The following is a 12704-nucleotide window of genomic DNA, read 5'->3' as shown; positions in this document are numbered from 1 at the left end:
GGCTCTCCACCTGCAATATAGCCGCAGTAAAAGCCTCCGGCACTTCCTGTGGCAGCCGTTGCGGGATTTTCATATTCTATTTTTCGCTAAACAGTATGCTGATGCGGCCATGGCCGGCCTTTCCCGGTTTCGCAGAGCAGTTTCAGGCTTCTCAGGAATTGCCCCCAGGTATAATTGCATTCCGCGAACATCGGCGTGTATGCTTTCCAGTCATCATGATGAAAGATCAGGAGGGAACCGCTATCACTATTACTTAACTGTTCCAGCTGCCCTCCCATTTCATCATGTGCGTTCAATAGCGTCCCCCGGTCAAAGGGCTGGATCCTGAAGGAAAGGCTGGTGCCGATCCATTCCAGGGCGCCTTTGATGCAGGTCCATCCCACTTCTTCAAAAGGTTTTAATGTTGTCACCCTCATATCCTTGTAATAATCCGGACCAAAAGGAAAATGCGCTATGCTGTTCACTTCCGGCGTGGCAATGGCGGCGGGAGTCCACCACGCGGCCAATCCTTCCCGGCTGGTGATGGCATGGTAAATTTTTTCAGCCGGGGCTGCTATGAGTAACTGGTGATGAATGTCTGGCATATCGATATGGTTTTGATTCTGGGTTGTGCATAGCCAGGACAGGTCATGGAAAGGAGGTTACAATTTTCAAATTGATCCTGCAGGCTAAAAATAGCAGCATTTTGTTAATTTACAGGGGGGCTGGAGCAATTCGTCCCGTGCCCCACCATTTTATTTGCCCTTTTTTTAACATCTCGTAATCTGGTGCCTTTTTGCGGGATTTAAACTCTTTATACCATTGCTTATAACGTTCTGCCACGGATTGTATCTGTCTGTGATTGTCATTGAGTTCCTTACCAGTCACCTCATCAAACAACACGGGATAACATCCCAACCGGAAGGTAAGCGGAGAATACACTACCCTGTTGATGATGAACATCGCTTCCATACCAATAGTGAACCGTTCGGAATGAGGTTTTACGTTATAACACCCCGGATAGTCGTCGTTCCCGTAGGCTTTAACCGGTTTGCCACACAATGATGTATCGGAAAGGAACTTCACCAGTTTGCCGGCAATTATCAGCCCGAGGGAATCGCCTTGCTGGTACATCTCATCATAACTGTAGTACTGCCGGTAGATTGAATCCAGCATTTTGCCGTTCTTTGTCACCCGCACATCCAAATAATATCTTCCTTCCTTTTCCGGTAACGGCATCTTTTTCACCTCCACCGAAAACTGCGCCACAACCGGAAGGACGGCAAATACCAGAATACAGCCCAATATGGCAGATTTTCTTATCATAATAAGGCATTTATTATTGATATTTCCCTTCGCTGTGTCGATAAGTCAAATGGCGCCCCACCATCTTATCCTTCCCCTATTCAGCCATTCGTAATCCGGCGCCTTTTTGCGGGACTTGAACTCTTTATACCATTTTTGATAACGTGCCTCCATGGTCTGTATCTGCCCTTGGTCATCATTGATTTCCTTCCCGGTGACCTCGTCATACAATACAGGGTAACATCCCAACCGGAAAGTAAACGGAGAATACATGATCCTGTTAATAATGAACATCGCTTCCATACCAATAGTGAACCGGTCGGAATGGGGCTTTACTATATAACAGCCGGGATATTCGTCGTTGCCATATGCTCTAACCGGCTTGCCGCACCACGATGTATCGGAAAGGAATGTCATCAACTCCCCAACAATGATCAGCCTGAGGGAATCGCCCAGCCGATACATCTCGTCGTAGCTGTAGTACCGCCGGTACATCGAATCCAGCATCTTCCCGTTCCTTATCACTTGAATATCTAAAACATATCGTCCTCTGTCTTCAGGGAATGGCACTTTTTTCACCTCAACCGAAAACTGCGCTGCGGCCGAAATGGTACCAAATACTAGAATACAGGCAAACACGGCAGCATTTTTTATCATAACAAGCTATTTATTATTGATATTAATTTTCTGAAGAACTCCTCATTACTACTGGTGTTATTCCTGATCGTCGAAACATCGATTGAAATACCTGAATATTCTTTTGTCGGCCTGTTGTCTTCAAAAAACTTCAATTCCATATTTGGATCAAGATCCTCATGAAGGGTTGCAGCCTGAATCAATGTGCCATCTTTTACAACATCCCTTGTATTTCCATGTTTCGCATTCCATCCTCTCTTTCCATTATTTTTCACCCCTATATGCTGAAACTGCTTCCTGCCTTTCGTTGTTACGATAAACCCTCCAGCATTCGCCTCGTTGGTTTTCCCTGCCGCCCACTGCACTTCAATCCCTTCTTCCTTCAGTATCTGCTCCAAAAATGCATCCGCTTTCTTGTTGTACTTCTCATAAATCGGTAAATAAAAGAGCCCCGAGGTCAGCGCATACCCATAACAATTAAAGGACAGGTCCAATTGTGATTCCGGCAGAATATTCCCTTTGCTGTCTTTGTGCTCTTGCGATTTTATTTTCCACGCCTCCACCGGGGTTCCGGCATTGGTATATATCGTATAAACTTCATACTCCGCTACTGCAATAGAACCGTCTCTAAGCTCAACCTCCTGTCTTTCTGTACGCCCGGTGGGTGTTGCGATGATCTTCCCGTCCTTGTCTACAATAAAATCACCATCCTTGTCAATATATCTGAGCGGGTTATTCAAAGAATACGCATATGGCGAAACCCCACGATATACGTCCGCGTACCTGTCCATTCCCTGCCATTTCCCGATCTGCGGATCATACATCCTTGCGCCAAAATCATACCACTCCAGACCAGGGCCGGTACTGAACTCCTTCTGCTGCAATTCCTTCCCGTTGTACCTGAAAGAATTGTCCAGCTTGTCATCCCAGGCCGAAGTGCTGATACCGTCCATCTTCAGCCCGAAGGGATAATAGTGGTTTTCTTCCAGTACCAGGCTGGGATTGGTCAATACGCTCAGGTTATCAAAAAATACGTCCTGCGGCGTTTCGTTGCTGGTATACACATACAGGAATCCGCCGCGCTCCATCACCAGGTTATCCTGCGCCAGCGTCTGCAGTTCATCTGGCAGGGCGGCCACTTGTTTCACTCCGCTGGAAGATTCCACCAGGTTAAATTCATCGTCGAACAGTACAAAGTTAAGGTATGCGCGGGGACGTAAAGCGTCGGCGGATTTCGGTTCTTTTTCCTTCATCCGTTGCCAGCCGTCGTTCACAAAGTCGTTATTGAATGGCGTAACATTGGCGCCGGCCACCGCTTCGTGGTCCGCTGCGGCCATTTCGCCGGGGTTTCCAAAGGCGCGCATCAACGCGGCAGCCATATCGGCGGCCGGTGCGATGGTTTTCTGCTGTTTTTGCGGGCCTTGTGATTTATAGAACGCCCTAGCCCCGATGCGTACCGTATCCCCGGCAGACACCTTCAACACCAGGCTGGGGCCTATGCGGCGGTCGGGATCGTTGCCGTTGAGTTTGGCCACCGAGGTATTTTGGGACGTCTGCGGGTCCTGTGGGTAACCCACCGGTTTGTTTGCCCGGCTGGCGTCGATATTGGAAAAAAGTGCATTTTCCGCCGCCGCATTTTCAGGTTCCATACTGGCAAGATATAGTTGTTCCGGAACTGATTCCGCCAGTACGATCCGCACGTTGCCCAGATGGTCTTTCAGGAAATAGTCGTAAATAAATACGCCGCTGCCTGTATGTCGGGCACGCCCTTCCTCGTGACTCACCTGCGTAAGAACGTCGTTCTCGTAAAGGCATACACCCATATAATCGGTACGCGTGGTTTTGTTCGGAGACTGCGTCTGGTCCAGCACTATTTTGGCATGTTTGCGGCCAAGGGCGTCGTATAGATAACTCACAGTGCCTTTTCCCATGACGGTAATGGTCCTAGGCAGGTTCAGCAGGTTATAGTGAATGCGGCTGATCTTCCTGTTTTCATCCACCGTCAGGTTCCCGTTTTTATCGTAAGCATAATCGATGGCAGTGGACGTATTATGGTCGTTGAAGTCACCCAGTGCGGTGGTTGCCACGTTCTGGGCGTCCACTACCTTTCGTAGTTTGTTCGTCCAGGCACTGGCCGTTGAATCGTTGTAGGTATAGGTCAGATCGTCGATGACGGCATTGGCGCCGGCACGGGTTCCCTTTTGCACCATCCGTTTGATATTACCATTGGCATCGTAGGCGCTGTTAATGTCGGCGCCGTCACCCATCAATACATCAAAGTCTTTGGTTTTCACCCAGCTGCTGCCGCTCCGCATCGTGAAGTTCGCCTTCATCAGCCGGTCCTCCAGGTCGTAGCTATACCCGTAAGCAAAAACGTCCGGTGTATTGGTTCCTTTCCAGGTAACCCCGCCGATGTTTCCATTGAGCGGTTTGCCGGTGAAACCTGCATCGTAAAACAATTCCTGTGCAAAATAATGGGCTTCGGGACCAGCCGCTTTCAGGTAATCGCGGTTGATACCCTTCATCCAGCCCCTGATGTTGTAGGTATAGTTAAGGCTTTCCAGCTCATTGCCCGCACCGTCCTTTAATTGTTTGACCACCATTTGCCCCAGGTCGTCGTAAGTGTTTGTGGCAATGTCATATGCCGGGCCATTGTTAATCTTTTTGGTCGTTTTTAAAATACGCCCGGAATGATCGTTCTGGTAATTGGTCAGCACTGTGGTTACAGGCGTGGCCCCGGCTTTGGGGTTACTGTGGCTGTAATAGGTGGACAATGTTTTGCCGGTAAAGTCGTACATGTGGGAAATCACATCCGTTCCCCCGTTGACATTATCACTTAACAATTGAATGACCCTGCCTTTGGGATCGTAGCGCGTGGTAGTGATCAACCATTGGTCCGTATCCAGGATCCGCACTTTGCTACCGGTCACGAGGTTTTGGGTCGTGTTGGAAGTTGAGGGCGTTTCGTAATATGCGTAACCGCCGTGTTCGGTCTTAGTCAGGTCCGCGGTATTCGCCGCTTTGGCCCCAGGGTAGTTATAATTGTCGTAATAGGTGTAGGTAAGCGCATCAAGATTTGCAGCCGTGAGGCCGGGCAACGGCAGGCTGCTAGTGACCGTTTCCGTGGTGCCGGCCATGCCCGCATCCGTGAATATCTCTACCGAGGCGCCGGCTGACGTCTCAAAACCTTCCAGCAGCTCCACGTTCAGGCGCGCCTTGTACTCCGTGCGGCCGGATTCGTGGCGGGAAACAAACAATTCAGCCGGGGCGGGCGTGGTCATGGTAACAGCTGTATTCCCCGCTGATGTCCCCATGGCCGTCCGCAACTGGGCATGCGTTTGCGAAGTGGTATAGATACCCGTCATAACAGGCCGGTTGAGATTGTCATATATAGTAGCCAGCCATTTGTTGCCGACTGCGCGCAGGTTGCCGTCACGGGACAGCACCTGGCGATCCCGCTGATCATACACCAGCTCCACCGCCTCGGCTCCCGGCACTTTTTTGACGATCACCCGGTTCCGTTCGTCGTATTCGTAGGAGAAACACAGGGAAGCCGCAACGGCGGCTGTCAGCGTCCAGTTGCCGCCACCAGTCGTCAGGTACTCCACCACTTTGGGGGGAAGCACATAACGCAGGTTTCCGAGGTCGTCGTACCCATAATAAGTGCATAACCAGCCCACATGATTGGTGGAAGGAGTAGCGGTATGCTGCACTTTTTTCATCACCACCCGGCCTGCTTTGTCTTTGTATTCCACCACCTGTTTGTTATCCTCGTCCGTTGTTACGCCTTTATATAACTCACCTGCGCCATATGCCGCGCTGCTTACAGGCAGCGACCCCGCCACTGCAGCTATGCTCCAGACCCGCACCTCATCGCCTGTTGTATTCACCAGGTACTGCTGCGTCACGCCTTTATCGGAGCCCTGCCAGTTATTTCCAGCCTCCAGTGATTTGATGACGCGGTTCAGCGGAGAGGCTTCAAAGCGGTGCTCCCCATAATATATATCTTCTTTATTGCCTTTTGCCGTGGTCAGAAACCCATCGTAAAACGTCTTCTGACCGGCGTAAGGATCGGGTTTAAAATTACCGTCGCCGCTACCGGCAATATAGGGCAGGTATTTAAAGGCTTCACGGCCAAATTCATCATAAACGACCGGCGTGACCATATCTTTTTTAGTAGCGGAGGTCGCTCCTTTAATCACTGTTTGCAAGGGCCTCCCAAGGCCGTCATAATAAATGGTGGACTGTAATACGGCTGCCACATCGGTGGCGGCCGTCACGGCGGAGGGAAGGCTCTGTGGGCTGTTTGGCGTCCAGGTGCGGATATAGTTCACCTTTATTCCCGCCGGATAAGCCGCTGGCAAAGTACGAGCCGTTTTGGCGGCCGGCAGGCTGCCATCGGGTTGCTGAGCACGCAAGTGGATCGTCAGGGAGATCAGGGCAACGCAGAACAATATCTTATATTTTATAGACTATCATTTGAATGGCACAGATCCCGTTGAGGGGCCAAGTGAACAGCACATTATATCACAGGTACCGGGATCAATGCATTATAAAAGTATCGGAATCCCCGGTAGATTCCAAATTATTCCAGACAATCTCCTCCAAGGCCGCGCTGAATAAAAAAATAAAAAAAACCCTTACATTAGCCCGTTGCATTTTTCAAAAAAACGTCTCATAAACCTATCATCAAATGGAACACCCCCGCCTATACCTCCTGGCTCAGCTTCATCCCCACGACCAGCTCGTCAGGAACGGCGCAGGCACTGTTTTCCAGGACTGATCCCTTATCTATAAATTACTTCGATATGCAAATACATCGTTTGTTCAGCCATACAAACCGCATAAAACGACTGATACTTTTTTTGACTATTCTGCTGACGGCCCCGGCTTCTCTTGTTGCACAGGATGTCTCGCTGCTCCGGAAACCGATTCCCAAAAGCCCGGAAGTATCCAGTCTCATGCGGTTCACAGATCATCCCGTTTCCGTTTCTACCGGCCTGCCGGAAGTTAACATTCCCCTGTACACGATCGCCACCGATTATATTCAATTGCCCGTGACCCTCTCCTATCACTCCGCGGGCGTGAAAATAACGGATGTGGCGGGCAGGACCGGGATGGGGTGGTCGCTGATGCCCGGAGGCATCATTACGCAGAGCATCAAAGGAATGAATGATTTTTCCGGATACAGCGGCGCTCAGGGATGGATAACCGCGCCTTTTACCAATTATACCAATCCCTCCATCTGTGATCTGAAAAATCTCATGTCCCAGAAATACGATGCAGAACCCGACGTCATGAGTTTTAATTTCTGCGGTAAAAGCGGGCAATTCTCTTTCCGCAACGACGGGCGCATCGCGCTCACTTCGGATAGCAAACTGAAAATAGAGCCCCTGCCCGGCGTCCAGCCCGGGGGATTTTCACTGGTCAGTTGGCAGGTAACCGATGACCAGGGGATCAGATACCAGTTCAACGAATATGGCACCACGGAAGTAAGGACCATCTCCATCAGTTACTGGTATGTTCTGAACTGGGAAATAGAAACGAACTACCCGATCAAAACTCAGCGTACGTTTTACCTGACAAAGATCATCCAGCCAAACGGCGAAGAGATCAATTTTCAGTACGACAGCTACAGCTTGAAAGACGTAGCCCGTATTTCAGACGTCAAAAACGGGATCGACAGCAGCATCATCAACAACTACCAGTGCATCCTCACCCTAGATAAACAACTGAAGACCATCACCTTCCCGAAAGGAAAGGTCGAATTCGTTCCCGGGCCGAACCGTTGCGATCTTTATGGAGACAAACTGCTGGATAAAGTGATCGTATACGATGCCAACAACGTGAAAAAAAGAGAATTCCGCTTTAGTTATAAATACCACACTGTCAACGGCGTCAAGGAAGTGAGTGAACTCACCTTTAATCCAAACGATCATCCATATTTCGGTCAAAACACGACTTCGGCGCTGGACAATGACCCATACAAGGATAAACGGCTCTTTCTCTACGGGCTGGATGAGTATAATACCACCACCAATCTACCTGCCCACAATTATACCATTGAATACGAACCAGGGATCGGCCCGATGCCTGACCGTTTTTCAGCCAAACGCGACTGGTGGGGATATTACAATGCAAACCCATACAACTCCATGCTGGAAGGCATCTTCCAGGATCCCGCCTTGCTGAAAATGTCCCCGGAATATATCACCACGCACCGCGCACCTGACCTGGCACGGACCAAAACGGGCGTATTAAAAAAAGTGACCTATCCCACCGGGGGGCACCTGGAACTTGAGTATGAGCAGAACACCACGACCGGCAATGTCACCGCCGTTGTTCCCTTTATTACACACCCACCCGTTGCCTACTCTGTAACCGGTGCGAGCGGTACCTTCCTGGGAAACCTCAGTATCCACAATACCCCCGACAAGACCATTCAGATCCAGTTTGACGTACAGACCTGCATAAACGGCCCGCTTGTCATGAACCTGCCTTTTGCCGTCAAAGATGCGAACGGCAACCCGGTTTACACGGAAACACAGATATCGGCACTTCCTTTCGAGAACGGCAATGGCACCGCTCCGGCCTACCGGAGGTACACCCTGTCTTTCACCAACGGGGATTACAAGATCTACTCCGCTAACATGGGTGGTGTCCCGTGCAGCTATTATATTAAAGTACTCACCTGGTATGAAGACGCTCCCGTTTCATATTTCAATCCCGCAGGCGGCCTGCGCGTGAAAAGCAGCCGTTTGTACGATCCAGTTACCGGTAAATCCATCATCAAAAAATATGACTATAACTGGTTGGACAATGGCACACTCAAATCCTCCGGGAAGCATACCTGCGCAGAATTCAAAACAGGTTATACTTACAATGTTTCAAAAGGAATAGCCTGGGACCCGAACAATCCCGGCTGGCCCAACAGCGAAAACATAGAAGTGCGTTACATCCTCACATCCGAGCCCGTTTACCCGCTCGGCAGCATCTGTTATGACCAGGTAATGGAATCTGTATCCGATGATAACGGCAACGACCTGGGCAAAACCGCCTACACCTATTTTAACTACACAGACGTACTGAGCCTGTTTTTTAACACGCGTAATTATAATAACCTCCCGGTATTTGGTGAACAGGGTTTTGCACCCCCGATCTTCAGCATCGACAACCGTTCCTGGCAGCGGAACAAATTATGGAAGAAGGAAATCTTCGCGAATCAAAACGGCGTCTATAACAGCATTCGCCGGGAAACCTATCAATATAATACCGTTTACACCGATACCCTCCAGGGCATGAACACCAGTTATCACTTCGCGTCCGTTTTTACGATCGGTACCACTTGCGCACCCTACTCCGTTTTCCTGCCGCAATTCGACAAGATCAACTATCATTCCTATTCGCACTACAGCGGGTACATGCCCGTGAGCAGGGTTGTTGTGGAAGACATTACGCCTGCAGGTACGCTCACGCAACAAACGGATTATGTATACAGTACCGCCGTGCAGAAACCCTCCAGCGTTACCACCACCTTGTCCAATGGCCATCAAACGGTACAGGTCTACAAATATGCCGGCGACTATACGAATGTAACCTCGGCCAATGACGGCGTCCTGCTGCTACAGCAACAGTTCGCCATAGGGCTACCCGTAGAAGAAAGCAATTTCGATATCACGCCCGCATCCGTACAACAACTGGTGTCGTCTAAATTTATATCCTACCGGACGGATAAACCTTATCCTGCCGCCATATACTTGACAGAATCTTCCGTTCCGCTCACAGATTTCACGCTCTCCGCCGTTGCTGCCGGCGCTGTAACAAAAGACAGCCGGTACCGGAGCCGCTATCTGTTCAATGCATATGATGCCAACGGCAACATCCTCGAACAGCAGAAAACCAGCGACGTAAAAGAAGTGTACCTGTGGGGATATGGCTCCAAACTCCCCGTAGCCAGGATACTGGGCAGCGACCAGAACACAGTGAAAAATTTCATCAGCCAGGCCATCCTGGACAATCCGGCCACCACAGACGCCGCCATGCGTACCGAACTGAATAAGATCCGCATCGGTCTCGCCGGTACCCTCGCCCTCGTGTACACCTACACACATTCGCTGGTAGACGGCATGATGAGCGAAACTGACCCTTCAGGCAAGACAGTATTCTACGAATACGATCCCTTTGGAAGACTGAAGTTGGTCCGGAACCACGACGGACAAATACTCAAACAGTTCGACTACCAGTATAAAGTGACGCCGTGATTATAATCTTCCTGACAAACGAAACGCCGCCGGTATGAGTACCGGTGGCGTTTTTTTCTACACTGATGCCCATTTCACCGGATGGATTCCGGTAAAACAGTATGCTGATTCGGCCAAGGCATGCCTTTCCCGGTTTCGCAGAGCAGTTTTAGGCTTCTCAGGAATTGCCCCCTGGTATAATTGCATTCCGCGAACATCGGCGTGTATGCTTTCCAGTCATCGTGATGAAAGATCAGGAGGGAACCGCTATCACTATTATTTAACTGTTCCAGCTGCCCTCCCATTTCATCATGTGCGTTCAATAGCGTCCCCCGGTCAAAGGGCCCGATCCTGAAGGAAAGGCTGGTGCCGATCCATTCCAGGGCGCCTTTGATGCAGGTCCATCCCACTTCTTCAAAAGGTTTTAATGTTGTCACCCTCATATCCTTGTAATAATCCGGGCCAAAAGGGAAATGCGCTATGCTGTTCACTTCCGGCGTGGCAATGGCGGCGGGAGTCCACCAGGCGGCCAATCCTTCCCGGCTGGTGATGGCATGGTAAATTTTTTCAGCCGGGGCTGCTATGAGTAACTGGTGATGAATGTCTGGCATGATGTAGTGGTTTTATTCCGGTTAAATGGTTTTGAATCAAGCCGCAAAACCCTTGCCGTAAATAACAGCCGCATCGCGTTGCATCGTCAAAACATACCCGCAACTATTCCCTCACGGGTAACTTCATTTCCTTTACTGGTTGGCCGCCGGCTGTAGTTTTGCAGCCTCAAATACCAGACATGAAGAAACACCTGCCATTAGCGGCCCTTGCACTCCTGCTGGCCGCCTGCTCGAAAGACAAGGACGATCAGCCCAAACCGGAAGAAACCGGGCTCGTGAAAACCGGGGTGTATGCCGTTGCCAACCTCGTGGCTGATACGAGTGCCACCTCAGCCGGCAATGGCGATACCCTGTATTTCAGCCTGGAGCAAAATAAAACCATCCCTAAATCCCGCGCGCAGACGGCCGACTGGGACATTGCCTTCGTAAGCATTTACAACAGCACCATCGTGGCGAACAATGGCACTGCGTCCAACAGCCCGGGGTTCGGCGGCCCGGGGAAAGGCGGGTTGTACCTTGCCCTGAACAGCGGCGTCGAAAGCGAATATTACGACGCCAGCCAGCTCAAACCGAAGTTCATCCCCGGCAGAGCACTGACAGACCGGGCTTTCCGTGAAATGAAACAGGTGCCCGTTGCCGATAACAACATTGCCGGAAACGCCGCCATCGGCCTCGACCACTTCTTAGGCGGACAGGACGGCTGGGGATTCTATGACTTCTACGGCACCATGTTCCCGGACAGGCCCGCCGATGAAAAAGCGCATGTGGTGTACACATTGCCCCGCACCGTCATCGTAAGAACGGCAAAAGGACGTTATGCCAAACTGGTCATCTACAGCTTCTACAAAGATGCCCCCGCAGACCCGGACAGGAGCCATAAAACCGGTTACATTTCCTTTAAATACGCTATCCAGATGGATGGCAGCAAACAACTCGATATACAGGAACCATGATACAACGACTGATCGGCTGCTTCGCCCTTGCAACGGCGCTGGCGGCCTGTACCAAAACCGTCAGTTTACCGGCGGAACCGGCAAACCGCGTGCTGGAATACAAGATATCCACCTCAGACGGCGACCTGCGGGCCGTGATCGATGAAAGTGATAAAACGATCAATATTTACCTCCCCTATTATCTCTACCAGCTGAAAATGGCCGCTACGAGCATTACCTTATCCGGTGGCGCTACCGTGCAGCCTTTGAGCGGGGAACTGGTGAACCTGCGGGACAGTACGGTGGCGTATACCGTGAGCGCAAAAGACGGTGCAAAGGCCGTGTACCGGCTGAAAGTGCATGTTATGCAGGTGCCCCATGCGGCGGATGAACTGTCATCCGTTACAGACACCTTCACCACCCGCCTCGGTAGCGGCATCACCATCACCGGTCAGAATTTCCTGGCGGATACGACGCTGGCGTATATTTCCCTGATCGATAAAAACGGGAAGGAACACCGCCTGCCACGGGGCACGCCACAGCTCAGCACCACCAAAATGGACGGGCTGGTGCCGAACGATAAAACATTGGATACGGGATTGTATAAAGTGAAGATCACCTCCCTGAAAGAATCGGTGGTGCTCACCTATCCTGTGCGGCTGAAATACGCCCTGCCGGTCTTTAACGTAGGCGAATACAAAGTAACCGCCAGCCAGGGCGGCACGATCAGGCTGCCGGGCCGGGACATCCGCGGGCTGCAACGTTTCGCCATCAGGATCGCCACTACCGGCGGCATTTTTAACCTCGCAGGTTATAAGGACCTGGAGATCGTTTCCTATACGGACGAAGAAGCGATACTCCGGATACCGGAAGACTGCCCGCCGGGCGCTTATCCCCAATCCGCCACGGCCAGCCTCTGGCATTATATTGTTTTTGAAGAAAAAGGCCCGGAGTTTTACGGCGCCGGCGGCTTCCAGATCACCGTCACTGCTAAATAATGA

The 12704-nt window shown here is 50.9% G+C and carries 8 protein-coding genes; 3 read left to right on the top strand and 5 right to left on the bottom strand.

What is annotated here, in order from left to right; all coding sequences use genetic code 11:
• Positions 1–86 precede the first annotated feature (86 nt).
• From EG028_RS20190 to EG028_RS20175, 4 genes are all read right to left on the bottom strand, one after another.
• A complete protein-coding gene (locus EG028_RS20190) occupies positions 87–584 on the bottom strand; it encodes an SRPBCC family protein (protein WP_241559179.1) in 498 nt (165 codons plus the stop codon).
• Positions 585–693: 109 nt separating this feature from the next.
• Positions 694–1305 carry a hypothetical protein gene (locus EG028_RS20185; RefSeq protein WP_123864734.1) on the bottom strand — a complete coding sequence of 204 codons (612 nt, stop codon included), beginning with the start codon at positions 1303–1305 and terminating at the stop codon, positions 694–696.
• A gap of 45 nt (positions 1306–1350) precedes the next feature.
• Entirely contained in the window at positions 1351–1941 is a 591-nt protein-coding gene (locus EG028_RS20180) for a hypothetical protein (protein WP_120518134.1), read from the bottom strand.
• Positions 1938–6374: a DUF6443 domain-containing protein gene (locus tag EG028_RS20175; protein WP_123864733.1), complete on the bottom strand. Its 4437-nt coding sequence runs from the start codon at positions 6372–6374 to the stop codon at positions 1938–1940. Before EG028_RS20175 ends, EG028_RS20180 begins: the two co-directional genes overlap by 4 nt.
• Before the next feature lie 411 nt (positions 6375–6785).
• Between EG028_RS20175 and EG028_RS20170 the strand changes: the two genes are divergently transcribed.
• A complete protein-coding gene (locus EG028_RS20170) occupies positions 6786–10181 on the top strand; it encodes an RHS repeat domain-containing protein (RefSeq protein ID WP_120518131.1) in 3396 nt (1131 codons plus the stop codon).
• Positions 10182–10255: 74 nt separating this feature from the next.
• Here EG028_RS20170 and EG028_RS20165 read toward each other — a convergent pair whose 3' ends face one another.
• On the bottom strand, positions 10256–10771 hold the full coding sequence (locus EG028_RS20165; protein WP_120518130.1) for an SRPBCC family protein: 516 nt from the start codon (positions 10769–10771) through the stop codon (positions 10256–10258).
• A 179-nt stretch (positions 10772–10950) separates the two neighbouring features.
• On the opposite strand from EG028_RS20165, the gene EG028_RS20160 reads away from it, so the two are divergent.
• Positions 10951–11724 carry an HmuY family protein gene (locus EG028_RS20160; protein WP_120518129.1) on the top strand — a complete coding sequence of 258 codons (774 nt, stop codon included), beginning with the start codon at positions 10951–10953 and terminating at the stop codon, positions 11722–11724.
• The gene (locus tag EG028_RS20155; RefSeq protein ID WP_120518128.1) at positions 11721–12701 is read left to right on the top strand and encodes a hypothetical protein; all 981 of its coding nucleotides are present in this window, start codon (positions 11721–11723) and stop codon (positions 12699–12701) included. Before EG028_RS20160 ends, EG028_RS20155 begins: the two co-directional genes overlap by 4 nt.
• Positions 12702–12704: the final 3 nt, after the last annotated feature.

The sequence above is a fragment of the Chitinophaga barathri genome (assembly GCF_003807585.1).
Classification (GTDB): Bacteria; Bacteroidota; Bacteroidia; order Chitinophagales; family Chitinophagaceae; genus Chitinophaga; species Chitinophaga barathri.
Note: the sequence above shows the minus strand (reverse complement) of the source record. Positions and strands in the feature narration are given on the sequence as shown.

Excerpts from the sequence above, each read along its gene's own strand:
- EG028_RS20180 (WP_120518134.1), bottom strand. The coding sequence starts at position 1,941 with ATGATAAAAAATGCTGCCGTGTTTGCCTGTATTCTAGTATTTGGTACC.
- EG028_RS20160 (WP_120518129.1), top strand. The coding sequence starts at position 10,951 with ATGAAGAAACACCTGCCATTAGCGGCCCTTGCACTCCTGCTGGCCGCC.
- EG028_RS20190 (WP_241559179.1), bottom strand. The coding sequence starts at position 584 with ATGCCAGACATTCATCACCAGTTACTCATAGCAGCCCCGGCTGAAAAA.
- EG028_RS20185 (WP_123864734.1), bottom strand. The coding sequence starts at position 1,305 with ATGATAAGAAAATCTGCCATATTGGGCTGTATTCTGGTATTTGCCGTC.
- EG028_RS20155 (WP_120518128.1), top strand. The coding sequence starts at position 11,721 with ATGATACAACGACTGATCGGCTGCTTCGCCCTTGCAACGGCGCTGGCG.
- EG028_RS20165 (WP_120518130.1), bottom strand. The coding sequence starts at position 10,771 with ATGCCAGACATTCATCACCAGTTACTCATAGCAGCCCCGGCTGAAAAA.